18 protein-coding genes are annotated in these 25,055 nt (G+C 63.8%); 4 read left to right on the forward strand and 14 right to left on the reverse strand.

Annotated features, from left to right (window positions below):
- Nucleotides 1-9: 9 nt before the first annotated feature.
- The gene (locus I41_RS06920) at nucleotides 10-1,836 is read right to left on the reverse strand and encodes a DUF7453 family protein (protein WP_145431853.1); all 1,827 of its coding nucleotides are present in this window, start codon (nucleotides 1,834-1,836) and stop codon (nucleotides 10-12) included.
- A 228-nt stretch (nucleotides 1,837-2,064) separates the two neighbouring features.
- On the reverse strand, nucleotides 2,065-3,789 hold the full coding sequence (locus tag I41_RS06925) for a tetratricopeptide repeat protein (protein WP_168206747.1): 1,725 nt from the start codon (nucleotides 3,787-3,789) through the stop codon (nucleotides 2,065-2,067).
- Between the two features lie 298 nt (nucleotides 3,790-4,087).
- On the opposite strand from I41_RS06925, the gene I41_RS27130 reads away from it, so the two are divergent.
- Entirely contained in the window at nucleotides 4,088-5,089 is a 1,002-nt protein-coding gene (locus I41_RS27130; protein WP_168206565.1) for a hypothetical protein, read from the forward strand.
- Nucleotides 5,090-5,096: 7 nt separating this feature from the next.
- Here the strand turns inward: I41_RS27130 and I41_RS06935 are convergent, their stop codons facing one another.
- A complete protein-coding gene (locus I41_RS06935; RefSeq protein WP_145431856.1) occupies nucleotides 5,097-6,893 on the reverse strand; it encodes a coiled-coil domain-containing protein in 1,797 nt (598 codons plus the stop codon).
- Between the two features lie 796 nt (nucleotides 6,894-7,689).
- Between I41_RS06935 and I41_RS06940 the strand changes: the two genes are divergently transcribed.
- Nucleotides 7,690-8,169, forward strand: a complete 480-nt coding sequence (locus I41_RS06940) for a hypothetical protein (protein WP_145431857.1) — start codon at nucleotides 7,690-7,692, stop codon at nucleotides 8,167-8,169.
- An 89-nt stretch (nucleotides 8,170-8,258) separates the two neighbouring features.
- On the forward strand, nucleotides 8,259-8,657 hold the full coding sequence (locus I41_RS06945) for a VOC family protein (RefSeq protein WP_145431858.1): 399 nt from the start codon (nucleotides 8,259-8,261) through the stop codon (nucleotides 8,655-8,657).
- A gap of 100 nt (nucleotides 8,658-8,757) precedes the next feature.
- Here the strand turns inward: I41_RS06945 and I41_RS06950 are convergent, their stop codons facing one another.
- Both I41_RS06950 and trxA read right to left on the reverse strand, forming a co-directional pair.
- Nucleotides 8,758-9,063 (reverse strand): putative quinol monooxygenase, encoded by a 306-nt coding sequence (locus tag I41_RS06950; protein WP_145431859.1) that lies wholly within the window; start codon nucleotides 9,061-9,063, stop codon nucleotides 8,758-8,760.
- A gap of 173 nt (nucleotides 9,064-9,236) precedes the next feature.
- Entirely contained in the window at nucleotides 9,237-9,563 is a 327-nt protein-coding gene (gene trxA / locus I41_RS06955) for a thioredoxin (RefSeq protein ID WP_145431860.1), read from the reverse strand.
- Between the two features lie 382 nt (nucleotides 9,564-9,945).
- On the opposite strand from trxA, the gene I41_RS06960 reads away from it, so the two are divergent.
- Nucleotides 9,946-10,524 carry a thioredoxin family protein gene (locus tag I41_RS06960; protein ID WP_145431861.1) on the forward strand — a complete coding sequence of 193 codons (579 nt, stop codon included), beginning with the start codon at nucleotides 9,946-9,948 and terminating at the stop codon, nucleotides 10,522-10,524.
- A gap of 184 nt (nucleotides 10,525-10,708) precedes the next feature.
- On the opposite strand, the gene I41_RS06965 is transcribed toward I41_RS06960, so the two are convergent.
- The 9 genes from I41_RS06965 to flgL form a co-directional block, all read right to left on the reverse strand.
- Nucleotides 10,709-11,833 (reverse strand): carboxylate-amine ligase, encoded by a 1,125-nt coding sequence (locus I41_RS06965; protein WP_145431862.1) that lies wholly within the window; start codon nucleotides 11,831-11,833, stop codon nucleotides 10,709-10,711.
- Nucleotides 11,834-12,021: 188 nt separating this feature from the next.
- Nucleotides 12,022-13,227, reverse strand: coding sequence for a M20 metallopeptidase family protein (locus tag I41_RS06970; protein ID WP_168206748.1), 1,206 nt, complete (start codon nucleotides 13,225-13,227; stop codon nucleotides 12,022-12,024).
- Between the two features lie 190 nt (nucleotides 13,228-13,417).
- A complete protein-coding gene (locus I41_RS06975) occupies nucleotides 13,418-14,281 on the reverse strand; it encodes a menaquinone biosynthesis family protein (RefSeq protein ID WP_145431864.1) in 864 nt (287 codons plus the stop codon).
- 102 nt (nucleotides 14,282-14,383) lie between these two features.
- Nucleotides 14,384-14,839 (reverse strand): flagellar protein FliS, encoded by a 456-nt coding sequence (locus tag I41_RS06980; protein ID WP_145431865.1) that lies wholly within the window; start codon nucleotides 14,837-14,839, stop codon nucleotides 14,384-14,386.
- 81 nt (nucleotides 14,840-14,920) lie between these two features.
- On the reverse strand, nucleotides 14,921-18,043 hold the full coding sequence (fliD, locus tag I41_RS06985; RefSeq protein WP_145431866.1) for a flagellar filament capping protein FliD: 3,123 nt from the start codon (nucleotides 18,041-18,043) through the stop codon (nucleotides 14,921-14,923).
- A gap of 433 nt (nucleotides 18,044-18,476) precedes the next feature.
- Nucleotides 18,477-20,600, reverse strand: a complete 2,124-nt coding sequence (locus I41_RS06990; RefSeq protein WP_145431867.1) for a flagellin N-terminal helical domain-containing protein — start codon at nucleotides 20,598-20,600, stop codon at nucleotides 18,477-18,479.
- Nucleotides 20,601-21,193: 593 nt separating this feature from the next.
- Entirely contained in the window at nucleotides 21,194-21,430 is a 237-nt protein-coding gene (gene csrA, locus I41_RS06995; protein WP_145431868.1) for a carbon storage regulator CsrA, read from the reverse strand.
- 191 nt (nucleotides 21,431-21,621) lie between these two features.
- Nucleotides 21,622-22,059 carry a flagellar assembly protein FliW gene (gene fliW, locus I41_RS07000; protein ID WP_145431869.1) on the reverse strand — a complete coding sequence of 146 codons (438 nt, stop codon included), beginning with the start codon at nucleotides 22,057-22,059 and terminating at the stop codon, nucleotides 21,622-21,624.
- 259 nt (nucleotides 22,060-22,318) lie between these two features.
- The gene (flgL, locus tag I41_RS07005) at nucleotides 22,319-25,018 is read right to left on the reverse strand and encodes a flagellar hook-associated protein FlgL (RefSeq protein ID WP_145431870.1); all 2,700 of its coding nucleotides are present in this window, start codon (nucleotides 25,016-25,018) and stop codon (nucleotides 22,319-22,321) included.
- Nucleotides 25,019-25,055: the final 37 nt, after the last annotated feature.

A 25,055-nucleotide genomic window follows, 5' to 3' on the forward strand; every position in this document is an offset into this window, starting at 1 on the left:
AGCGAGCTTTTAGCGGCTGGGTCGACGGCCACGACCAAGCAGGCCGGCGACCAGGATAACCGCCACGGCGGCGCTGCTCGGTTCCGGGACGGCGGCGACAGATGACGAACTCGCAACCGTGACGCCGAAACCGCCTTTCCACAGGGCCAAGTCGGCCGCATCGACGTCATGATCGCCGTCGGCGTCGCCATTGGCTTTCGTGGCGCCGGTGGCCATGCCAAGGTTGCGCTGCCAGATCAGCAGGTCGCCGCCATCGACGAATGCATCGTTGTTAAAATCCGCCGGCAGTTGGGGAGCAACCAGGTCGGAAACGACAATGCGGCTCGTGCCGTCGGCATTGGTGGCGAGGAACGCGATCTCGCCGCGATCGTTGAAGCCGCTACGCTGTCCGTCTTCATTGTTCGACCCTCCGGCGAAGTACAGGCCGCTGACCGTGCCCGCCAGGTCGTCGGCCAGCGTACTCCCTTCGCGGGCCACAAGGCGGAGCTCGCCCGAGCCCGTGGTGGCCCAGAGGCCGCTGTCATTGGCAGCGGTGATCCCTGTGCCGGTCAGCGTGCCCAGGAATGCGACTTGTCCGTTGGCGTTCATCGCGACTTCATTGAAGGCGCTGAACAGTATCCCCGCCGAAGTTCCAGGCGCGGCGGTTCCTTCGAGCGCGATCGGCGCCAGGGTCCCGTTTTGCTTTGTCCAGATTCCGTCGTTGTTCGCGGCGGTGATGGCAGCGCCGCTCAGCGTGGCCTGAAAGGCCAAGTCGTTGGCGCTATTGAACAGTGGGGAGGTAAAGTTGGCGAAGACGGCCCCCGCAGGTCCCCCTGGCGCGGCGGCGCCCTTACGGACCGCTACGGCGGGGACATTGTTGCTTTCGGCGAAGATGGCCACGTTCGTTGAGTTCACACTCCCTGGCAGCGTGGCGACGAAGGCCAATTGCCCCACCGCATTGAGCGACGGCGGGGAGAACACCCCGTAATTGACGCCTACCTCGACGCCAGCGGCCGGCGCACCCTCCCGGGCGACAAGCGCCAGGGCGCCATTCCGTTCGACCCATAAGCCGCTGTCATTCGTGCCGGAAACGCCAGTCCCCGTCAACAATGCGCGGAACGCCACGTTGCCGGCGTCGTTGATCGCGGGCAGCTCTGTCGTGAAGCTGAGGTAGTTAACGCCTGCCGGCGTTCCAGGCGCTGCATTTCCAGCGCGAGCGATCAATCCCAGCAGTCCTTGCTTTTGCGACCAGACGCCGTCGTCGTTGGTTGCCGTCACACCCGCGCCGCTCAGCGTTGCTCTGAAGGTTGACTGGCCGCTGGCGTTCATGGTGGGATCAATCATCGTGGCGAATTCGACTCCCGCCGGGGCGCCGGCGGCTTGCGAACGTTCTCGCGCAATTAGGCCGAGAGCGCCGCCGCCGCTGGACCACACCCCGCCATTGTCATCGACCGTCACGCCGGCGACGCCTTCGCGCATGGTGCCGGCGTACGCCAAGGCGCCGCTGTCGTTCAGCACCGGGTTGGCCAAGCGTCGATAGAGCGCGCCGGCAGGTCCGGTCGGCGCTGCGAACCCTTCACGGCCGACCAACGCGAGGGCGCCGCCTCCTTCGGACCACATACCGGTGTCGTCGAGCGCCGTCACGCCCGACCCGGTCAGCGTCGCGGCGAAAGCCGTTCGCCCCAAACCATTAATGACAGGCGCCGACGGTCCGTCTGAGGAGTGATAAAGATGCAGAAACGTCCCCGTAGAGCCGGGGGCCGATTGCCCGCTCGCGGCAACGACGCGAATCGCCGCGGCGGCGTCGGCGGTTAAGTGGATGGCAAGGACGACAGCAAGGGTTTGGCGGAACAGCATAGGGAGCAACTCACGGCGGCACAAAGATGAGCAAATTTCCAAGACGGCGACCGCTGAGCCAAGTACGGTAAGGCCGCACGTTGACGACGGGAAAAACGATCAGCCAGTAGCCAGCGTACACGGCGGGTACGGCAATTGCCACAATTCGCCTAGTCAAGGGAAGCCGAACTCGCGTGTTTTGCACCGCGGCCGCGGCCCGACCCCAAATGGAGCAAGAAACCGCATTATTTATCGACCGAGCCCTGACTCCACGGCGCGGCGCCGGAACGGCTCCGCGTCGGCCGTTCGGCCTGTTTGCTCCAGCAAGATTGCTAGGGTCAGGTTGAGTTCGGGAGACTCGCTGTCGCGCGCCAACCCCTCGCGGAGGCACTGTTCCGCAGCTGCACGCTGGTCCGATTTTAGCAGCGCCTCGGCCAGCGCGACGCGCGCATCGACGACCTCGGGGCCGAGCGCCACCGCCCGCCGATACGGTTCGACCGCGGCCGCGGGCTGATCGAGCGCCAGGAAAGCGTCGCCTAGTTGAAGCCACGCACGGAAATGTTTCGGATCGAGCTTCACGGCCACTTCGAGCGGACCGACGGCCGCCGCCGCATCGCCGCGCTGCAGCGCGGCCAGGCCGGCCGCGTATCGCTCGTCGGCCTGAACGCCGTCGAGCTGGACCGCGATTGCCTTGGCTTCCGCGACGTCGGGGGTCAACCGGGCCAGTGCGGCAAGCATCGCCTGTTGGCGCGCGCCGCCCGCTGCGTACATGCGCTCCGAACCGATTAGCATGGCGATGACTGCGAGCAAGGTGGCCCACTTACCGGCGTGGATAAAGCTCGGCACGAACCGGTCGAACGCCGGGACGGGGGCGTCGACCAGATTGTCTTGCGTCCGGCGGTCGCTCACCTTCCAAATGAAGCCATCGTAGTAAAAGTGGAGAATCGACGAGGTCACGAAGGCGGCGATCAGCCACTGGCGTGCGTCGTCGAGATCGCCGCTGAACATCCGGTCGCCGGCGTGCGCGGTGACGAACCTGATGGAACTGTAGGCGGCGATCGCGGCGAGGTAGATGCCCAGCATCGTCGTTCGATCGCGGAACAGAAATCCCAGCGGGCCAAAGCGCTCACCCGCCTTCTCTAGCAGGCGGCGGTTGTAGATCCACACAATCGCGTTGTATTGCACGGCGTGATAGATCTCGAACATGGCGATGCCAATCAATAGGTTCGTCGATAGGCGACCGCAGTACCAGTAGAACCAGCCAGTCGAGGCGGCGAGCAAGAGCTTCACCCAGTTCACAGGCAGGCCCCGCAGTCGGCGGTTCACCAGGTGCGTCGCGTACAAGGCAATGACGAGCCCGCTTAACCCGCCGACGATCCAGCGCAGCAACGCTAGAGTATCGGGCCCAAAGATCGGCAATCCGCATTGCCACATCGCGCCGGCGACGCCGAACATGCGCGTATCGCTGAAGACGACGCCGGCGGCGAAGATCGCCAGGCACAGGGCGTGGTCGAGCTTGGCGACGTAGCGATCGTTCTCGCCGCGGCGCAGATCGTAAATCCGCATGAACCCATAGGTCTGCATCAAGCCGTGCCACGTTCCCCAAATAAGGAGAATCAGTTCCAGCCCGTGGAGGTGTCTCCAGGGGAGGTTGAGCGCGTGGGCGACCGAGTCTGGCGGCGTGAAGATGAGCGCCAGCGCGAAGATGAGGGGGGGCGCCAAGAGGAATCGCCAGCGGAACCGACTGAAGAGTTCACGATCGCCGTAGGCCCGCATAAAGCCAGGCAGGTGGTGCCCGAGCGAAGCGAACGAGATGACGGCGAGGTAAATGTCTTCCGGCCGAAGCCACTGCCGGGCTGCCACGAGGACCGTAGGGACGATCAGCAGCGGCGTGAGGACCAGATAGAACAGGTCCCACGCTGGGGAAACGATCCACGGACGACGTGGGGCGGTAGTGGCGGCGGTTGATGACACCGGAGGTCGTTCGCGCGAAGATTTCTCGTGGCGGGCTCGTCGGATCGACGAGCATGTTTCCTTAAGTATGGCGTCCGCCATCGCGAAGGGCGCCCCGCATTCGGCGGGATTTGCGGTCGTCGCGGGGCCAAGGGCAGGTTACAGCCCCTATTTCCGAGCGGCTGAGATGGGCAAACGGGGTGTTTTGCTTGGATTTCTGCACGCGGGTGGTTTATGCTGGAGGGGTTCGCTCCGAGCCCGCGGGAGGGTCCCGAATGAGCTCGGCCGCGCTGCCATCCTACATGCTGTGAACATCGCTATGAAACGCTCCGCTGCGTCGTGGTTCGCCCTGTTGTTTTTGGCCGCTGAGGTCGCCGCCCCGCCTAGCCTCGCGCGGGGCGAGGGTGCGCCGAGTCCGGTCGCTGCGGCGTCGGTCGATCTGTTCGACGCGATGAAGGCCGGTTCGGTCGAAGCCACGTTCGTGGCGAAGAATTCCAAGCGTGGACGGATTGTGATGCAGAACAAGACCGACCAGCCGCTGTCGATCGATATCCCCGATGCGTTCATTGGCGTCCCCCTCGCTCAAATGGGCGGTATGGGCGGCGGTATGGGTGGCGGCATGGGCGGCGGTATGGGAGGCGGCATGGGCGGCGGCCAACAGAGCGTTGGCGGAGGGGGTGGCGGCGGCGGACGCGGCGGGGGTGGCGGCGGCGGCGGACGCGGCGGGGGTGGGCGTGGCGGCTTCAGCATTCCCCCGGAAAAGACTGTGCGCGTCGACGTGCCGTTGCTCTGCCTCGATCATGGCAAGCGCGAGCCCTCGTCGAGCAAACCTTATGCTATCCTCCCCATTGAGAATGTGATCAAAGACCCCGCGGTGATCGAAGTGGTCGCGGCCTATGCCAATGGCGATTTGCCGACGGGCGCCGCACAGGCTGCTGTTTGGAATCTCAACAGCAAGGTGAGTTTTCAAGAGCTGAGCCAGAAGTTGACGGGGACTGAACGTTACGCCGTTCGCGAACCCTATTTCAGCCGCGATGAAATCCAGACGGCGATGGCGATCGTCGCCGAAGCTCGCGAAGTGACGGCCGGCAAAGAGGTCGTGCCGCGCGACTTCCCGATGCCGGGCGAAGAGCAGGCGAAGGAAGTCATTGAAGAAGCGGACAAGACTGCCGCCGAGGAAGCTGCGGCGGATGGCGAGGATCAGGCCGTTGAGAAAGCGGCTGACGGCGAGGCGGCTGAAAAGTCCGATTCTGCGAACGACGCGGTCCCCGCAACGGAGGCCACGAGCGAAGACGCTGCCGGTGATGTGAAGGGCGCCTAAAGGCGCTCTAGGCCGCGGTGCGAAATGAACCGCGGATTTCGGCGAGCAGGCGCTGGATTTCCTGTTGGTATTCGGTTCGCTGCTGGTCCCAAGCGCGGGCCAGTTGCTGGTAATGACGCTCCTGCGCGTCGAGCTCCTGCTCGCGCGCCACCAAGAGAGCGGCGCGGTTTTCGACGTCCTGGTCGCGATTCTGCGCCCAGCGGTCGAGTTCTTGCCGCTGCTGCTGCAGGGCGTTGAACTGCTCGGTGATTTCGAGCCGAGCGGTTTCCAAATCGCTCCGGCGACGTTTCAATTCGTCACTGGCGAGTTGAAATTGCTCGGTAAGTCGGCCGCGGATCTGGGCGACGGAACGCGACAGCGCGGCTGGTGCGAGAACTCCTTGCAGCTGCAACCAGGTTTCCTCGGTGGCCAGCCTCAGCTCCAGCGCCTCGCGCTGCGCCTCCCGCAGTTGCTCGGCGACTTGTTCCAGCGCCTGCTCTCGCTTGTCGAGTTCCGCTTCGCGACGCTGGGCGGCGCGTGTTTGGTCGGCCGCGGCGGTGCGGGCAGTCTCCGCTTCGGCCACGAGCGCTCGGCGCTCGCGCGTCACCTGATTCTCGAACGCCAGCTTGTCGTGTTCCAACTCGCGCAATTGTTCGCTGAGTTGCAGCTGCCGCTCCGCGAGCATCGTCTCGGCGTGGTCGAGGTAGCCGCTGCGCATGGCTAGCTGGTCGGCATGCTGTTGGACTTCGGCGATGCGCTGCTCGACGATGCCGAGTCGCTCGAACCGCTTGAGGGCAGTTTCGATTTCGCGTTGGCGGAACTCGAGGCGGCGCTCATCGGCGGCGAGGGCGGCGGACCGTTCCTCGCTCGATGTGCGAAGTTGTTGCAACTCGGCGCGTTGGAATTCGATCTCGCCCGCCTTTTCGGCGAGTCGTCGTTCGCAGTCGGCGAGGCTTGCCTCTTGCGTGATGACGCGCGTCTCGCGGGCGTCGAGTTCCTTCTGGCGAGCGTCGAGAGCGAGCCGCTCGTGGCTCGCTCGCTCGTGCTCGACGTAGAGCTTGGCCTCGCGTGAGTCGAGTTCGCGTTGGCGCTTCTCGAACTTCTGCCGCGCTTCGTCGAGTTCCAATTGCCGCGTGCGGCAGCCGGCGGTTTCGAAGTCGAGAGCGTCGAGCTTGGTCTGCTGTTCGGTGATGCCGAGTTCCAGCTCCATCTCGCGCGTGGCGATTTTTCGCTCGCGCTCGCCGAGCTCTTTGAGCCGCTGCATCAGCTCGTCGGCTTCCTCAAGCTGAGAGGCGGCGATGCCTTGGCGCTGGGTGAGCTCCTCGTCCCACGTTTCCAGCCGCTCTTGCAGTTCGGCGAGTTCGGTTTCGCGTTGGTCGATCCAGAGGCGGGCGTTGCGGATGCGGGAGTCAAACTCCGCTTCCTGCGAGTTGAGGCGGGCTTCGCGGCGGTCGACTTCGGAGAGCCGCCCCTGCAGCCGCTCGGCGAGGTTAGCCGCATGGTGGGCCAGCATCGTCGGCGAACCGGTCAGCGGGGCGTCGTCGGCTCCGATCCCCAGCGCGTCGATCCCTAACCAAGCGGGGAGGGCGTCGGCGTCGATCTCGGCGGGGCCGTCGACTTGCGGATCGGCGTCGGCAAAGGCGCTTTCGGTCGAGTGGTCGCCGATGACCAGTTCGTCGGAAGCGCCGGCCGTGGCCAGGACCCCAGACCGCGGCCGAGCCTCGCCGCCGGCCCGGCGGACGGGGTGAGGGGCGTCGAGCCGCATCTCGCGGAGCGGCTGCTCGCGGGGCTCGTCGTCGCTCTGGTCGTGTCGGTCGCTGGCCATGAACAGTTCGAGTTAGCTGTCTGGCGGGCGCAAGGGCGTACGACCCCTACAACCCGCAAAGGTTGCCTAACAGGAACGATCGGCGCGCGGGACCCGCAAAGTTTGGCCGAATTGCCTGGAATGAAGTTTTTGTAGGGGCAGGTGATAGCAGTGGGGCGGTGTGTCGCTTGTCGTGGTTGGTGTCGCGTCTCCTGTCGTGTCGCGTTGTGCCGTGAAGCGATTTTGGGCGACACCATCTTAAGTCCTTACTGGGTATGTGGTTGAGTGATGTTTTTGGGGCGACAATCGAAGCGACAGGCGACAGTGAGTGGCAAGATGGGGGCTTTGGGTTTGATCAGAGGCGAGGCGAGTGACAGCGAATTGCCGACTGAGTGGAGACGCTGTGTAGACATGAAGCTTTGGGGTAAACGCCCTAGTGTTGATGCTGGATGGTACAGGCAGCAGGCAAGTCGCTGCCCGTCGAACAACAGATCAGTAAACGGGTTGTCAAAGAACGGATGTATTCAAATGTATACTACATAATTTGATGGCCAATTTCAAGTTCATATCTCTGCTTGTTTCCTGTTCTCTGGTTCTCACCTGATGGGCGAGTGGCGGAGGTAATGGTATCTCGCAAAGGCGCAGAGGCGCAAAGAAAGACGCAGGCCGTATTAGTTGCTGTTTGGCGATTTGGCCCATTGCTTCGGAGTCGGCTATATTGCCGATAGTGCGATCCGAGCAGGCCCGCGATGCCTAGCCGTTCGGAGGAGGCGCCATTGATTTTATTCGTTGGCGGAAACTAGCCTGTAATCGTTCGATGAAGATCGTCAATCGTATCTGGTACACATTTATTGGGCTTTTGCTCGTTTCGGTCTTCCTCGCGATGTTCAGTGCGGATCTTGCCAAAGGATTCTTTCTGCTTTGGCCGAGCATCTTCGCATCGGCGATTGTTGGTGCCATCGTTGATCGTCGAGGCGCAATTGCGGCAGGTCTTGTAGGCGCCTTTTTCTTGGGGCCTCTTGTGGTGCCATTGCCTAGAGTCTGCTATGCGCCTCCGCTCCCTTGGGGTGATCAGTTGGTTGAAGATTTCTCGATCGTTGGCCCTAGCCTTCTCGTCGGATCAATCATCTCGTTGACGATATGGACGATTTGCATGTTAGTTTTTCCGCGACGGCCTGAGGCAGGATCTAGTTCGATCGTAGGTGCTTCCAGCAAAGTCCATCCCGTTACCGGTGTTGTGACAAAGCGACACCTCGACACTGACGGACTACAAAGCGGCGCCGTGAACCGCGAATAGGTGAAAATCTTTCGCAGCGACTGGCTTTCGTCTTGGGCTCAACGAAAACCCCCGGCTTACAGAGCCGCGGCAGTTGGAGGAGGCGTCGAATGAAAAGCGTTGCATGGAGTGCGTCGCCGGTGTTGGGGGTGGCCAATGTACAGGAGGCGGCGGAGTACTATCGGGACGTGCTGGGGTTCGGCCTCGACCCGGCCGACGTCTTTCAGCCGTCGCCGGCGGAGCCGGGGGGCGTCTACGCGATCGTCAAACGGCCGGGGGCGTGGATCCATTTTCAGATCCGGCGAGAGCAGGCGCCGCCGCGAGTTCGTGCGAAGATTGAGCTCGACGCTTACGTGTACGTTGATGACGTCGACGGCTTGTATGCGGATCTACAGCGTCGCGGCGCAGTTGTTTTGCAGTCGCCGATGGTGTTGCCGTATGGGCTGCGGGAGATCGTGGTGGAGGATTTGAACGGGTATCGGGTGGCGTTTGGGGAGTTTGTTGATTGACGAGTTGGCATGGGCGCAAAGAAAACCCCCGGTTTGAAGAACCGGGGGCTAAGGGTGAGCGTTGTGGAATGGTGCGCGGGAAGGTGTCGGGGATGTAGCGTTAGGCGGGGGACAGCACTTGGATATTGACGCTGCGGACGATGTCTTTCACGCGGTCGCGGTAGGTGGCCATGTGAGGGGCTTTGAGGTGGGCTTCCAAAGAGGCCGTGTTCGTCCACTTCTCGATCACGGTGACGACGTTCTCACGGGCGGGAGCGGACGAGACGCTCGTGGCGAGGTCGATGGCCGGGCCGTATTCGACGCAGCCGTCTTCGTCGCGGACGACGTCGATGATGCGATGGAATTCGGCGAGGAAGCGTTCGCGGGAGCCCTCAGTGAGTTCGATCGTGGCGATGACGTGGATCATGGCGTTATGGCATTGGGGATTGGTGTCGGCGGCCCCGTTGCGGGATGCCAGGAAGCGATTGTCGTCAAGCAATGTAGCCCCCGGCTCCGCCGGGGGGTAGGAGTGGTGATGGCGCTGCGGGCCGTCGCGGCATGGTGCGCGACCCCCTGGCGGAGCCAGGGGCTACAAATAAGTCAGCCTTTGGCGGAGTCGATCGCTTGTTGCAGGCGGGTCTTCGGTTGGACGCCGACGAAGCGGTCGACGACTTCGCCGTCCTTGAAGACCATCAGCGTCGGGATGCTGCTGACGCCGTAGCTTTGCGCGCTTTGCGGCGCGTCGTCGACGTTGAGCTTGACGACCTTGGCCGAGCCGGAGTTCTCGCCGGCGAGCTGCTCGATGAGCGGAGCAATCTGGCGGCACGGGCCGCACCAGGGAGCCCAGAAGTCGACCAGCACCGGCTGGGACGATTGCAGCACTTCGCTGTCGAAGTTGACGTCGGTGATTTCTTGGATGGCGCCCATGATTTTCTCCGGTTCCTCGTGGCCGTCGGCGGGCGACGGCGCAGTGAAATGATCTCGATATTTCTCTGGCCAGTGTACGGATTGGTCAGGGAGTTGGTTCAATGCCGGCGGTTTTGGCCGACCGCGATTATCTTGGCGACGGCGGGTGCTGTCAACGAACGGCGAATTACTCGATTCCCAGGGGCCGCGTGTCACTCGCTGTCAGGACGTTCTGTCGCAGGAAGCGGTTCAGACTTGGTGACGATTGATGCGATAGGCGGCGGCTCTAGCTGATTTGGCTGGAATCGTGGCCGGTTGTCGCGGAGGGCGGGTTGTTCGATACTCAAATCTGGGCGCTCGATAGGGCGCCGCTCGACTGCACAACAGAGATTGGAGATTCGCCATGGCTCGGACCCCCAGCACGATGTTGCCGCTTGGTACGCCGGCGCCCGACTTCAAGTTGATGAACGTGGATGGCCGCGAGGTCGAGCTGGCAGACTTTGCGGGCAAGCCGGCGCTGTTGGTGATGTTCATGTGCAATCACTGCCCGTTCGTGATTCATGTGGCCGACCAGTTGGCCCAGCTGGCGAGCGAGTACATGGCCCGCGGCGTCGCGGTGGTGGGGATCAACTCGAACGATACGGCGACCCACCCGGCCGACTCGCCCGAACGGATGGTGGCCGAGGCGGAAGAGCGTGGATACCAGTTCGCCTATTTGTTCGATGAGACGCAAGAGGTGGCGAAGGCCTACCGAGCGGCATGCACGCCTGACTTCTTTCTTTTCGATCAAGATCGGAAGCTGGTGTACCGGGGGCAGCTGGATGACAGCCGGCCGGGGAACGGCGTGCCGGTGACGGGGAAGGATTTGCGTGCGGCGCTGGATGCGGTGCTCGCGGGAGCGGCGCCCGTTAGCGAGCAGCGGGCGAGTTTGGGGTGCAATATAAAGTGGAAGGCGGGGAACGAGCCGGAGTATTTTGGGTAGGGCGGCGGGTAGGTGAGTAGGTGAGTAGGTGGCGCGCGGAGGGTTCCAGGCCGTCGGTATACAAAGCCGCGGCCGTTGGCCGCGCGTTTTCGGCTTGGTACGCGGAAGGGGTCGGGGACCTTTTTCCACTGGTGATGTTGCCGTCGTGGAAGAGTTTCCAGTGGCAAAAGGCCCCCGACCCCGTTTAGGCGCCAGTCACGCGCGACTGGGCGATCACTTGCCGGACCATCGCTGATAGTCCGCCATTCTGTTGGGCGAGCGTGAGTTGCCGTTCGGCCCAGCTGGGGCCGGCGGCGAGTTGGCGGTTTCTTTCCAGGTACTCGCGGCAGCCTAGATCTTCGGCGGTGGGCGATAGGCGTTCGACGAGGTTGTCGACAATCTGCGGCAGCGTGTGGGCTGCGTAGGTGTTGGAATCGACGAGCTGCGCTTTGTTGCCGTAACGGGCGGCGCGCCATTTATTTTGGGCGACCAGCAAGGGATGGCAGTCGTGTTGGTAGGCGCCCTGGTCGATTTCGTCGGAGAGTGATTTGACCAGGCACTGCATCAGAGCGGCGAGCGTCAGGACGTCTTCGAGGTTGCCTGGCATGTCGCACATGCGGATTTCGACAGTGCCGAAGTTGTGGTGGGGGCGGACGTCCCACCAGAGCTCGCGGATCGTGTTGATGAAGCCGGTGCCGACCATGTGGTTGACCAGCCAGACGTATTCGCTCCAGTTGCGCATGAGCGGCGGCAGCCCGGCGGTGGGAAGGCCTTCCATCACCTTCGAGCGGTAGGAGTGGAGACCGGTCGCTTCGCCTTCCCAAAATGGGCTGCTGGCTGAGAGGGCTAGCAGCGTCGGCAGGTGGCGCATGATGCGGTCGCAGATCATCACCGCCTTGTCGCCGCTATCGACGCCGACGTGGACGTGCAGCCCGAACGTCATCATCCGGCGGGCGAGGACTTGCAGCAGTTCGACGAGTTTCAGGTAGCGCTCGTCGGGCGTGACTTGCTGAGCTTCGCAGCGGGCGAAGGGGTGGACGCCGCCCCACCAGAGGCCGAGGCCGAGCGAGTCGGCGGCCGCTTCGACGACGCCGAGCCGGCCGCGGAGATCGCGTTCGGCTTCGCCGATCGATTGGCAGACGTCGGTGTTGATTTCAATGACCGACTGGATGATTTCGGGTTTGAAGCGATTGGCTCCGCGGTCGGGGAGTTTTTCGATGAGGCGATCGAAGGCGTTGGTGAGATCGCATGATTGGAGATCGACGAGGCCGAGTTCGAGCTCGATGCCGAGGGTGGGGTGGCGGTTGGTGGTGAACTCGATGGCGGGCATACGGGCTGAGTGCCGACTTTGGGGGACTTTGTTTGGAACCGCCGATGGACGCGGATGAACGGAGATTGAAGGAAGAGTCAGTTGTCAGTGGTCGGTTGTCAGTTGCGGAAGCAGAAGGGTCGATTGCGCTTTTGGACTTCTCTTATTTGCGTTCATCCGCGTTTATCTGCGGTTCCATCCCCTGCAATTCACGCGCCGGCCGCGGTTGATTCGCAGGCGAGGATGACGGCTCTGGCTAGAATCCTTACTCCTAAGGGGAGGGCGGCTTCGTTAACGTCGAACGTCGGGGTGTGCAGTGGGCGAATCCGCCCGTCGCCCGCGGCGATGCCGAGGCGGAACATGGCGCCGGGGACGTGGTCGAGGTAGCAGGCGAAGTCTTCGCCCCCCATGCTGGGGCGCGGGATCACCTTGGCCGTCACGCCGTGAACGCTGGCGACCGCCTCTTGGAGGATGCGCACCGCGGCCGCGTCGTTTTGGACTGACGGGATGCCGCCATCGACGTGGACTTCGATCTGCGTGGCGGTGATTTCTTCGATGCCGCGAGCGATCTGGCGCATTTGCTCGATCGTTTGGGAGCGAACCTGCGCATCGAGGGTGCGGAGCGTGCCGTCGAGTTCGACCTCCTCGGGGATGACGTTGGCATTCTGCCCGCCGGCAATCCGGCCGAAGCTCAGGACGACGGCGTCGAAGCTGTCGGTGGTGCGGGGGATGAACTGATAGAGACTGCTGACGAGTTGGGCGGCGGCGGCGATCGGGTCGCGAGATTCGTGGGGGCGCGCTCCATGGCCGCCGCGACCGCGGACGACAATCTGTACGTCGTTGCAACTGGCGGTGAAGGGGCCGACGCAGAGGCCGACTTCGCCAGTGGGGCGGGGCGGATCGACGTGGAGGGCGAAGATCGAGCTGACGCCGTCGAGGGCGCCGGCCGCGATCATGCCACGCGCGCCGGCGGCGGTTTCTTCGGCTGGTTGCAGGATCGCCCGCCAGCGGAGGGGCCAAGGGGCGTGGCCGCAGGCTTCGAGCTTGTGGAGCGCGAGGGCGACGTGCGCGGCGATGGCGGCGTGGGCGTCGTGGCCGCAGGCGTGCATCACGCCTTCGCGCTGGCTGCGGTAGGTGACGTCGTTTGCTTCGTGGATGAGGAGGGCGTCGATGTCGCCGCGGAAAGCGATGCGCTGGCCTGGTGACACAATGCGGTTGTCGGCGAGGACGCCGCAGCCGTCGGGGCCGAGGCGTAGTTCGAGGCCGGGCTGATCGAGCGTCTGGTAGAGATCGAGGCTGGTTTGGAGTTCGGCGCCGCTGGGTTCGGGGTTCGCGTGGAGGCGACGGCGCAGGGCGACGAGATCGGGGGTCGCGTCGGCGACGATCTTGTCGAGGGATTGTTGCCAGGCGGGCATCGGGGCGTGATTCCCCCTCCCATCAAGGGAGGGGCTCGCTGGAGGATGTTTGCGGCGTGGTGCTCCGCAAGTATACCCCATTCATCGTGCGCTAGCGGCATTCAGCCCCGGGCTTTGCCCGGGGGTAGAAGCGTTTACGGCGCTGCGGGCCGTTGCTGTGTGGTGCGCGACCCCCGGGCGGAGCCCGGGGCTAGACGAACGCTGGCGTGACGAGTTCCGGCAGGACGCCGCGCTCGTAACCCATCGCGAGGAACTGCGTGACCGCGTCGCGGCCGCGCGTTCCGAAGTCGAGCGTCCAGTCGTTCACGTACATGCCGACGAACTTGTCCGCCTGGCTGCGGTCGAGATCGCGGCCGTATTGCAGGGCGTGCTCGAGGGCGGCTTCGCGGTGATCGAGGCCGTACTTGATGCTTTCGTAGAGGAGACGCTGCACGTCTTGGGTGACTTGCGGGCCAAGATCTTTGCGGATGGCGTTGGCGCCGAGCGGCAGCGGCAGGCCGGTGAGTTCTTTCCACCAGACGCCGAGGTCGACGATGAGCTTGAGATTGCTCTGGCCGTAGGTGAGCTGACCTTCGTGAATGATCAGGCCGGCGTCGATCCGCTGGCCGTCGTACTCGCCGCGATTGACGACCTCGATGATCTCGTCAAAAGGGACGACGACGTGCTCAAAATCTTTGCCCATGCAGAGCCGCAGGGCGAGGAAGGCGCTGGTGAGCGTGCCGGGGACGGCGATGGTCTTGGTCATCAGGTCGTCGATCGAGCCTGATTCCTTAGCGATGACCATGGGACCGTAGCCATCGCCCATGCTCGCGCCGCAGGAGCAGAGGTCGTACTTGTCGTGGAGGAAGGCGTACGCGTGGATGCTGACGGCGGTCAGTTCGAGCTCGCCCTGGAACGCGCGGCGATTGAGGGTTTCGATGTCGACCAGCTCGTGCGTAAACCGATATTTGCCGGTGTCGATGCAATCGTTCGCCAACGCATGGAACATGAAGGCGTCATCGGGATCGGGGCTATGGCCGACGCGGATGAGCTGCTTGGCTTGGGTGGCGGACACGCGAATCCTCGGCAGTGGGCGGGCTAGCTGGGCAGATGGGACCGACTTCCCATCCTACCGAGTTCGCCCGTCACGGCGTAGGGGGCGGGGCTGGACCGGCGGCTACACCTGGAGTGAGAGGCTGGCGCCGCTAAACGGCGCCGCGGCCAGTGGTGCAACGGGCGTCGCCGATGTTTCGGCCTTTAGACGGTCGCAGGCAATTCGCCACGTTTCGCGTTCGAAATCGAGTAGTTGCAACGCCGCTGCCAGCGGGGCATGCTCGTGATTGAGCTGCGCCAGCGCCACTTGCCGAAAGGCGAACGCATACTCCTCGGCGAGCCGCTTCGAGACTTCGGAATCAGCGAGCGCCAGGCCCTGGACCAGGGCCTCAAGGACGTCGATCACGCGCGTGAGCAGATGATCGCACTCCAGACGTTGAGCCGGGTCGTTCCAGCACTGCTCAGCCTGCCGGCCGAATCGAATGGCGCCGTCGAGCAGCATCAGCTGCAACTCGGGTTGCGAGGCGGTCTGAACGCGGCTGTCGAGGTAGCGTGCGTTGGCGTTGGCAGCGTAAGTCAAGGGATCGGCCTCCGTGAGATGCTTTCTCGTTGCCCTTACTTATCGGCATCGCGGCGGCGTCAGACGAACTCCGCCGCGCGGTTAGCCGCTGACTCCGGTGTACGGAGCGAGAGGCTGCAGGCCGTCGAGCGCCGACTGGCTTTGCTTGAGCTTGGCGATAATCGTTTCGAGCTGGTAAAACTGAGCCAGCAGCCGTTCTTCCTGCGCCTTGAGCTGAGTTTCGAATTGGTCGAGGCGGGTTTCGTTCGACTCGATCGTGTCTTGCAGCGCGCCGCTGCTGGAGGCGATGAGCGAATTCTCGTCGCCGGCGAGGCCGTCGACGACTTTGGAAATCTTGACGGCGACTCCCGATTGCGCGTTCGACAGGAAATTTTGCACGCCGGCCGGGTCGGCTTCGAAGGCCGACTTGAGCTTCGTCTTGTTGAGTTCGAGCTTGCCATCCTCGCTGAGGCTGAGGCCGATTTGCTCCAGCGATTGCAGGTCGCCCAGGCCGGCATAACGATCGGTGAGCGCTCGCCCGAGGCGCGTGTCGATTTGCAGCGCTTCGTTCGTTCCGAAGAGGAGTCCCGTGGTGAGGGCCTTGTCGTCGAACGCGGTGAGCTTGTCGAGATCGTCGCGGAGCGAATTGTATGATTCGACGAAGTCTTCCACCGTGGAAACCAGCGACTCGTCGGTTTGCGAGACGGACACGGTGATCGCCGCGTCGCTCGCGCCGGCGACCGTGAGGTTCACGCCGCCGACGGTGCCGGTGAACGTGTTCGTTTGCGAGCTGACCAGCACGCCGCCGCCCGGGGTGCTGCTGTTGCCGTAGAGAATGACGGCGTCCTGGGCCTTGGCGGTTTGCTCGAAGTCGAGGTCCGACGTGCCGGAGTCGATCAGCAACTGATTGGCGGCTCCGGTCGCGTCGACCGCTAGCGTCAGTCGGTACCCCGTGCCGTCGAACACCGTGGACGCGGTGACGCCTGCCTTGAGGCCGTTGATGCTGTCGGCGAGGGCGGAGAGTCCGGTTTGCGTTCCCGAGGCGGCCGCGAAGGCGCCGGCGCCGTTGATGATTTGCTTGCCGCCGATTTTAGTCGCTTCGCCGAGGATCTTGAGGTCCTTGGCCGCCGTGCCGGCGCCGACGTCTTCAACCGTGAGCTTGCCGCCGCCGCCGCTGGTGTCTTCGAGTTCGATGCCGGTCTTGGCCGAATTGAGCCGCGCAACGACGCCCACCCCCCCGGCGGTCGCCTTGTCGTTAATGGCGTCGATCAGCTGGCCGACGGTGGTGATGCCGGCGTCGCTGCCGTTGAGGTCGAGCGCCAGGGCCTTGCCGGTGGCGTCGGTGATGCGGACGTCGCCGGCGCCGATCCCTTTACCGCCGTTGAGCGACGAGAGGAGCACGGCGGAACTGGAGCTTTGCAGATTGGACAGATCGATCGTGTAGGAGTTCGCGCCGTCGATTACCTGCGTTGGCGTACCGCCCACGTCGATCGTCTTGCTCGCGCGGGTAAGGTTGAGCGACTTGGCAATATCGCCGCTAAGGTCCTTGACGCCGAGCGTGCCGGTCCCCGCGGCAGTGTCGGTGAGGATCACGCCGTCGCCAGCGTCGTTGATGCGGGCTTCGACGCCGTTGCTGAGGGCATTGATCGCGTCGAGAACGTCGCCGACCGTCTTGGGCTCGAGCCCGGAGGTGTTCAGGTCGGCGGTCTTGGAGACGCCTTTGCTATCGGTGATGCGGACGTCGCCGAAGACGACGCCTTTCCCGCCGTTGAGCGACGACAGGAGGGTTGCCTCGCTGATCGTCTGGCGTTTGAGAGCGCCGGAGCTTTTCGTGGCGGCGGATTGATTGACGGTAAGGCCGAGCTTGTCGGCCGAGTTAGTGGCGTCGCCATTGGCAATGATCAGATTGCCGACGCCGACGGTGTCGTCGGTAATCGACAGGCCGTTGCGGGCGGAGTTGATGGCGGCCGTAACGTTCGGCGCGGCGGCGTTGATCAGGTCGACGACGTCGTCCAGGGTTTCGGCCGAGGCGAGATTGACGTTCGCGGAAACGCCGGCGCGATCGGTGACCTGGAGCAGCCCGAGCGTGCCGATGCCTTGGCCTCCCTTCAAGCTAGTGAGGAGGGTGTCGCGCAGGCCGGAGATAAGTCGCTTGCCGGTGATCGAGGCGCCGGAGGCGGCGCCGGCGACGCCAAGGTCGTCGGCCGCCGTCCCCGTCGAGCCGTTGCCGACGCTGAAGCCGCTGGCTCCCGTGGTGAGGTCGGTGAGGACCAGTCGGTTGCCGTCACCCGCGATGGCGGCGGTGATTTTACCCGCGCCGGCAGTATTGATCTGCGTGATCACGTCGCCGAGCGTCTCGGCGTCGTGCAGGTCGATCCCTAGCGCTGAGCCGTCGGCAAGGTGGACGTCGAGATCGACGACGCCTAGCTTATTGATGGTCACGCCGTTGCCGTCGTTGAGCGACGCAAGCTTGGTGCCGGCGTGCAGACGCAGCACGTCGGCGCCGGTCGCGGTATTGGCTGCGACGCTGATGCCGGCGAGACCCAGGCCGGCGGCGGTCGTGCCGCCGGCGCTTTCGGCGACTTTCAGCGTGCCGCTGCCGCCGGAGGCGTCGGTCAGGACAAACGAGTCGCCATCGGTGGTGGCGGTGACGGCGATGTCGCTGTTTTCGTTGATGGCCGCCAGCACGTCGTCGACGTTGCGGGCGAAGCTGAGGTCGATGACGGCCGTGACGCCGCTGCGATCGGTGATGCGAATCTTGCCGCGTTGGATGCCGGCGCCTTCGTTGAGTTGGTCGAGGGAGATGCCTTGATCCAGAAAGCCGCCGAACCCGAAGGAGAACGTGCCGCTGCCGAGGCTGGCGTCGGTTCCTTGAAAGACCTGGCTAACGAGTTGCTGTGCCGAGGCGGCTTGCACGGGCCGTACCTGGAACGATCCGACGGAGGGCGTTCCGCCCGCGGGGATCGAAACCTTCAGCACGTCTTCGTTGCTGCTCGTTGCGGCCCGAGTGTTGAAAACAGAACCGGCTTTCAACTTGTTGGCGGCGAACTGAAAGCTCAGGAGTTTTGAGCCGAGCGTGTCGAAGGCGATTTGTTCTTGCTTGAGATCGTCGGTTCGCGTCTTGAGCATGTCGCGGGGGCGACCGGCGACTGCCATCAATTGCTTGACGGTGTCCTGAATGTTCAGGCCCGTGACTAAGCCGACGCTTGAGGAGATGCGTGCCATACGAACAAGCTTTCGGTCGCAGATTCAATGCTTCGAGCCGGCGTCCCAGGCAATTTGCCACGGGAAAGAATACGTCGCAGACAAGGGCGGGCTGGGCCGACCGGTAGGCGTCGGCGTATCGAGAGTTATCGGCAACCTCGCGGCAGTTCCTACATGTTGTTGGTCGCGCTTGCTAGCATGCGAGTTTGTCCGGGGGGCTGTCGCCCGTTGGCGGCCAGAGGGCTGTCATTCTGAGCGGAGCGAAGAAGCTGGTAGTTCGTTTGGGCTGCTAAATCCTTCGCTACGCTCAGGATGACGCCGTAGCGGTGGATGATGCCGTTGCGGCGTGGTGCGCGACCCCCGGCGGAGCCGGGGGCTAGAAAACGAAAAAAGCCGGCTCGGCCTGTTGAGGGGCCGAGCCGGCTTGTCGTTATCGATGACTTGCTGCCGGGGATTAACCTCGGAGCAGGGCCAGCACGTTCTGCGGGTTCTGGTTCGAGATCTGGAGCACCGTGGTGCCCGACTGGACCAGAATCTGCGCCCGCGTCAGGTTCGCCGATTCGGCGGCGAAGTCGGCGTCGCGAATCGAGCTTTCGGCTTCGCTCAGGTTGACCAACACGTCGTTGAGGGCGTTCTTGTTGGTTTCGAGCGTCGTCCGCTGGAAGGCGCCCAGTCGACCGCGAAGCGAGGTGACCTGGTCGATCGCTTCGCCGACGATGGCGGCAGCGGTCGTGGCGTCATTCGCGAGCGAGGCGTTCTTGCCGTCGCCGAGCTGGAACAGCTTGCCGCTGACGCCGCCGAGGCGAGCCGTGTTGACGCTGGCGATGCCCAGGCGAGCTTGCTGGTTCGACACGACGTCTGGACCGAGTTGGAACAGGGCGCCGCCGCCGTCGATCGTGAACGAGGCCGTCCCGGTGAACCCGGCAGTCAACGAACCGCTGAGGTCGAGGCTGGCCGTGTTGACCGAGAAGTCGTTGCCATTACCGTTGACGGAGACGCCATTGATCGACGCTTGGACGTCGGTGCCGGTGTCGCGTGACCGAACGCCGATGGCGGTCGTGAACGTGCCGGCCGGGGTGGCGCCGGCGCCTTCGCTGATGACGCGGAGGTCGACGACCGAGTCGCTGCCATAGCTGGTGGAGACTAGCTCCAGCGTGGTGCCGTTCACCGTCGCTTCGACGCCGGTCGCGTCTTTCACGAGGTTGATGCCGTCGGCCAAGCCTTGGATGCTGGTGCCGGCGCCGAACGAGAGGACTTCAGCGCCATTGGAACCGGCAAGTTCGAGGACCACGTCGGCCGAGATGCCGCCCGAAGCGGTGACGCCGCCGGCGGTGTTGGTGACGGTCGGAGGCGTCTGCGTCGTGGGGTTGTACAACCCATCGCCCGTGCCGACGTTGATCGAGGCATTGTAGCCGGCGAGGTTGTTGATCGCCGTCGAAATGTCATCGAGGTCCGTCGCGGCCGTATCGTTGACCGTCACGGTGATGTTGCCCGAGCCATCGTCGACGGCCGTCGGAGCACCAGCGGTGACGGAGGCTGATTCGACGACAGTCACCGTCTTGCCGTTAGCAGCGGCGCCAGTCGTGGCCGAGGTGATCGTGATCGCGCGGCTGCCGGCGTCGCGTCCGCCGGCGAGCGTACCCGTACCGGTGTTGGAGGCGGCAATCGTTTCCGTACCGCCGGAGATGGCCGACGCCACGAAATCGGTATCGGCGTTGATCACCGCATACAAGTCGGCGGTCGTGTTGTTACCGCCGGTGATGTCGACGGTGGCGGTCAACGTGTTGGTGGTAGCGTTGTAGGCCGTGCCTTCACTCGCACCGTCAACGATGACGAGGCTCAGCGCGCCGTTGCCCTCGGCTCCGGCGGCCGGGCCAGCGGCGGCGGCGGTCAGGGTGAAGCCGGACGGACCGGTGGTATCGAGCGCCACGGCGCCCGAGGCCTGCGTCACCGTGTTGCTAAACGTCGCGGTGGTGCTTGCGGCGACGCCCGCGACCGCGGCGGGGACCGACGTGACGTCGACCTGGCCTTGCGTAGCGGCGGTCGTGACGTTCACCGAGACCGACACGGTGCCGGTGGCGCCGAGGTTGGCCTGATCGATCTTCAGGTCGGAGATGTTCGAGAAATTCGAGCCAGCCGTCGTCAAGAAGTCGAGGCTGCCGTCGAGCAGACGACGACCTTGGAACGTGGTCGTCTGAGCAATGCGGTTGAGGGCTTCCAGCGAGCTGTCGACCTGGAGCTGGTTAGCGGCGAGTTGCTCGTCGCTGAGGGCGCCCGAGTTGGCGCTTTCGGTCACCAAGCCGCGGATGTCGTTGAGCAGCGAGCTGACCCGGCCGAGAGCGGAGTCGGCCGTAGCGATGACCTGGTTAGCCCGGTCGGTGTTCGTGATGGCCCGTTGAATGCTGGTGATGTCCGAGCGAAGGTTTTCGCTGGCGATCAAACCGGCCGGATCGTCCTTGCCGGTATTGATGCGGAGACCGGTGCTGAGCCGCGTGAGCGATTGTTCCAACGAAGCGTTGGACTGGCGCAGCGTGTTGCGAGCGACCAGCGAACTCACGTTAGTGTTGATACGAGTCATTCTTCAAACCCCTGTCAGGTAAGAGCCACTTTGCAGACGCGGGCCAGAGCGCTGGGGGAGCGGCTCAGTTCTGGCCAGTCACTTGGTCGATCGCACGGCGCCGAGGTCACCCGCCTCGCGTTTATCCACCGTTGTTCGGTACTCGACGGTTCTGGCGAATCCTCGCCCTGTTGCAAGCGTTCGCCAGAGTCCGTCGCGGCAAGCGTAGGTTGCAGTCCTGCGCCGTGACGGACAAATTTTCCAGCAATCGCTGACGTCCCTCGCCGTCGGCACGAGCCCGCGCCGCTGGGAAGCGACTCAGTGCTCTCCGACTCACCGTCTACGGCGAGATATCGACGGGATGAAAATAGGGGCTTGAGGGAGTGACAGCACCTTTAGCGAGGAATGCTTGATTCCGAAGCGGCCTGGCTAAGCGCGGCCGGCACAGGCGACAAGATTAGCCGGACAGGAGCGTAGCGCGTTAACTATTGCGATCGTTGCAATCGTTAAAGTCGATCGGGGGCCGCGTCTGCTGATAACAGTCCCCTACCGGGACCCGTGGCGCCCACGGGTTCCGTGTCAAGGCCCCCTGCCCGAGAGTTAGTCCCGAGCGACTAGGGACGCTCAGACGAGGAGGGCCGACCGAGGCCGCGCGTCTCTTCGGGACGGAGCTTGGCGGCCTGCTGGTTTTCGCGGCGGATCGCCTCGTAGACTTCGCGGCGATGAACGGAGACGTCTTGCGGGGCTTCGATGCCGAGCTTCACCTTATCGCCGCGGACGTCGACGACCGTCACCACCACGTTGTCGCCAATGATGATGCTCTCGTCGCGCGTTCTCGATAGAACAAGCATGGCGGCGTCTCCCGAAGCGCGGTCTGGCCGCGCTGCTGATGGTGTATCTGGCAATCGCGCTGTCGGATTTGGCGACGGGCGAGGTGGTTATCGGTAGGGGGGAGCGGCGAGTTGCGAGTTTCGAGCAGCGAGAGAATACTTTCCGTATTCGTCTCAATGCTCGCCACTCGTGACTCGCAACTCCGAACTCTTTAGGCCGTGAGCCTCATCTCGCCGTCAGTCGGCAAGATCAATCGCACGGGGAGGGGATCTTTGGCAATGACCTGGCGGCCTTTGCGGCCGTCGACATTGATCACGAGAGGGGCTCGCAAATTGAGGGCGAGTCCTTCCGGATGGCGGCTCACGATGACGACGACTTGTGCGTCGCTGGCGTGGACCAACTGGAGGGGGGCCAACTCTTGGCGGGCGACTCGCAGCTGATAATCAGAAACGAAGCGGCGGGGACTGACGACGCCGAGGGCGAACTCAGGTTCGTCAATCGATTGAAGCCAACCGAGCGCGGAGTTGTGCGCATCGGCCAGAACCACCCAGCGGCGGCAGGAGCGAAGCCCAATCAGACCTTGGTCGAACGTCAGAATGTCCGACGGCTGAACGGCAAGGACGCCAAATCGTGTTGTTGTGATTTCCATATCGCCACCCGCACCTTCCCTGAGGCGGACCTCCCACTCGAGACAATCTCGAGAGTGCCTATGTTCTCCATGGCACCCATAGCATCGGCGCAGCGAGGCAGGGGGGAACAGTAAAAATGCACAGCTTCTTGCGATGTGGAGGGCGGGGCAAAATGTGGCGGCTGCTCAGTTGTCCGTTGTCAGTGGTCAGTTGCGAAGACATGGACATCCGGAGCTGCGACAGCCGCAACTGACGACTGACGACTGACCGCGGACAATCCTACAGATAGCTCAGCAGCGACATTTGCAAGATGCTCGCGGTTGCCTTCAGCGACGCTTCCAGCGAGACCTGGCGCGCGGTGAGATTGGAAATTGCTTCGACGAGGTCGACTTCGAGTTCCTCGGAGAGGGCCGAGCGGAGCTGGACGTCTTCGTCTTCGAGGTTCTGATCCGTAACGTCGAGCGCCTGCTGGCGGGCGCCGACTTCGGAGCGGGCGAAGGTGACCCGATCGAGATCCGCGTCGATGCCAGAGATGGCCGATTCGATCGCCGTGATGTCGTTTGCGGCGAGAGCGTCTTTCAAACGAATGAGCGTCGTGAAAACGCTGGGCGTCTCGAGGTAGTTCTTGTCGGCGCCTGAAATGACCCCGCTGGCGCTAGTGACGGTCGACGTGTCGGTCGGCAACAGGCCGAGGTATTCGGCCGCCTGGCTCCCTTCGGCCGCGGTGATCGTGAGGGGTCGCCCCGAGCCGCCGACCAACTCGATGCCATTGCCAGTGACGTTTAGCCGGGCGGTCACCGCGACGCCGGCAGCATTATTGAGCGTGTGATTGTTGATCAGGTCGATCACGTCTTGGACCGTGTCGGCGCCCGAGACGTCGATCGGCAGGTCGACCGTACCGACGCCGTCGCTGGCGGTAACGGTGAAGTCGGTGACAAACGGCGGCGGATTCTCTTGGTACGAGTCGCGCTTTGCGGGGACGCCGACGCCGTAATTCAGCGAATCGAGCCGCGTGGCGCCGTTGAATGAGCGAATGCCGAGTTGCGTCGCCGTCTGGCCGCCGTTCTCGCCAATTTGGAGGTCGGCTCCGCTGAGTCTCGAGCGGACGTTGATGCCGCTGCCGTCGGCGTTGATTTCGGCATAGAGGCCGGCTTCAGAACCGTTGATGATGTTCAGCAGATCTTCGACTGATTCGGCCTGATCGAACTGGAGCGTGTACGTGGTTTGACCGCTGACGACGCGGATGCCGCTGGAGGCGTCGAACGGAGCGCCGCTGCCGCCGGAGGTGACGGCAGTGGCGCTGACGGAAACGGGTTGCGTGCCCGCCTGCGAGCTATTGGTCGTGTCGAGCGTGTCGAACGTGGCGGTGAAGGTGCCCTCGGCATTGATCGCGGCGGCAACGTCGTTCGCGGTCGAGGCGCTCGGCCGGACGTACACGTAAAGAGTATTCGCGGCGCCGCCGCTATTGCCCGTATCGCCCTGAACGTTCGAAATATCGGACGCGGCGATGAGGGAGGCGCCATTGTACGAGGCGGGGCCTTCGGCGCTCTCGTCGGAGGCGGCGGTGAACGCGCCCGTGGCGTTGACCGCGTTGACGACTGCGTCGACCGACGTGGCTCCGGCGTCGTCGACGGTGATGGTGAGCTGTTTGGTCGAGCTGTTGTAGCTAGCGTTCGCGGCATTGCCGAGGCCGGTGGATCCGACGACGACGACGTCGACGTTGTTGAACGCCGTACCCGCCGCGTTGGCGGTGATCGTCAGGTCGTTGCCTGTGCCAGAGAAGCGAAGCGAGGCTTGTGCCTGGCGCGCCGTCGGAGAGTACTGGGCGTATTCCGATCCGGGAGCGACCCCGGGCGAGGCGCGCAGCAGCTCGTCGTCGACGATTTGAATGGCGGCGCCATTGTATTGGGCGCCGTTGGCGGCGGCCTCGATGAGGAGATCGTTATTGTCGCCGGGCGAAACGAGCCGCGTCCGGGCCTTCGCGCCGAGGAGGTCGTCGAGCGGGGTGGTCTTGAGGACGAGCGGATTGAGATCGCTGCCGACCAAGGGGCCGGTCAGCACGCCAACGGTATTGAGAATGCCGAGTTCGCCCGCCGCCTTGCCGCTGGCGACTTCTTTGACCGTGAGATTGCCGCCTCCTGCCGAGTCGAGTTGCAGCGTCAGACCCTGGCCGGTGATGGTAGCGGAGACCCGGCGACCGGCGGGGGGATTCGCTTCGATCAGTCGAGCGACGTCGCCCACCGTGGCGGCGCGGCTGATGTCGACGATGACCGAATTTGTGCCGTCGGAAATTTGCAACGCGCCATTGGGACTGATGCCGCGCCCGCCGCGAAGCGAACTGAGCGGCGTGTCGGCGGTGACTTCAGGATTCAGGTCGACGCCGCCGAGAACTTCGCTCGAAATGCCGCCGAAGACCTGCTGTCCGTTGGCGTTCGTGGAGAAGAGCACCCCGAGGTCCGAGTAACTCTGGAGGGCCTGACTGTCGCCGTGATAGGTGACGTAGGCGCCGTTGTAGGAGTAGGGCTCGACGTTTGTCTGCGAGCCGGAGAAGAGATAACGGCCGCGAAATTGCGTGTTGCCGACGGAAACCAGCTGCTCGATGGCGCGATTGACTTCGGTGATTGCGGCCTGGCGTTCGGAATCAGTTGAGGTGGTGCCGGAAACGCCGAGGGCGACGCCGCGGATATCTCCCAGGAGTCCGGCGACGTTGTTGAGCGCGACGTCGGTGCTCTTGAGAAACGACTGACCCGTGTCGATGTTGGAGCGGATTTGGGTTTTGCGTTCCAGCAGCCGCTGCAGCGTCATCGCCCGACGAGCAGCGGGAGCGTCTTCGCTGGGTAGCGTGAAGCGCTGGCCGGTGCTGACCTGGTTTTGCAGACGGAACAGATCGAGTTGGTCGCCCTGCAGCTGCGCGAGCAATCGCTGACGAACCAGCATGCCGCTGACGCGCGTCGTCGGAAGTGGAATGATGCTGGCCATGACGGCTTTGCGACGCAAGTCGCCGCTACCGAGTGTT

This window comes from Lacipirellula limnantheis (assembly GCF_007746075.1).
GTDB classification, from domain to species: domain Bacteria; phylum Planctomycetota; class Planctomycetia; order Pirellulales; family Lacipirellulaceae; genus Lacipirellula; species Lacipirellula limnantheis.

What these genes read in the sequence shown, in the direction of transcription:
- I41_RS06920 (WP_145431853.1), bottom strand. Translation starts at nt 1,836, where the DNA reads ATGCTGTTCCGCCAAACCCTTGCTGTCGTCCTTGCCATCCACTTAACC.
- I41_RS27130 (WP_168206565.1), top strand. Translation starts at nt 4,088, where the DNA reads ATGAAACGCTCCGCTGCGTCGTGGTTCGCCCTGTTGTTTTTGGCCGCT.
- I41_RS06935 (WP_145431856.1), bottom strand. Translation starts at nt 6,893, where the DNA reads ATGGCCAGCGACCGACACGACCAGAGCGACGACGAGCCCCGCGAGCAG.
- I41_RS06940 (WP_145431857.1), top strand. Translation starts at nt 7,690, where the DNA reads ATGAAGATCGTCAATCGTATCTGGTACACATTTATTGGGCTTTTGCTC.
- I41_RS06945 (WP_145431858.1), top strand. Translation starts at nt 8,259, where the DNA reads ATGAAAAGCGTTGCATGGAGTGCGTCGCCGGTGTTGGGGGTGGCCAAT.
- I41_RS06950 (WP_145431859.1), bottom strand. Translation starts at nt 9,063, where the DNA reads ATGATCCACGTCATCGCCACGATCGAACTCACTGAGGGCTCCCGCGAA.
- trxA (WP_145431860.1), bottom strand. Translation starts at nt 9,563, where the DNA reads ATGGGCGCCATCCAAGAAATCACCGACGTCAACTTCGACAGCGAAGTG.
- I41_RS06960 (WP_145431861.1), top strand. Translation starts at nt 9,946, where the DNA reads ATGGCTCGGACCCCCAGCACGATGTTGCCGCTTGGTACGCCGGCGCCC.
- I41_RS06965 (WP_145431862.1), bottom strand. Translation starts at nt 11,833, where the DNA reads ATGCCCGCCATCGAGTTCACCACCAACCGCCACCCCACCCTCGGCATC.
- I41_RS06970 (WP_168206748.1), bottom strand. Translation starts at nt 13,227, where the DNA reads ATGCCCGCCTGGCAACAATCCCTCGACAAGATCGTCGCCGACGCGACC.
- fliD (WP_145431866.1), bottom strand. Translation starts at nt 18,043, where the DNA reads ATGGCACGCATCTCCTCAAGCGTCGGCTTAGTCACGGGCCTGAACATT.
- I41_RS06990 (WP_145431867.1), bottom strand. Translation starts at nt 20,600, where the DNA reads ATGACTCGTATCAACACTAACGTGAGTTCGCTGGTCGCTCGCAACACG.
- csrA (WP_145431868.1), bottom strand. Translation starts at nt 21,430, where the DNA reads ATGCTTGTTCTATCGAGAACGCGCGACGAGAGCATCATCATTGGCGAC.
- fliW (WP_145431869.1), bottom strand. Translation starts at nt 22,059, where the DNA reads ATGGAAATCACAACAACACGATTTGGCGTCCTTGCCGTTCAGCCGTCG.
- flgL (WP_145431870.1), bottom strand. Translation starts at nt 25,018, where the DNA reads ATGGCCAGCATCATTCCACTTCCGACGACGCGCGTCAGCGGCATGCTG.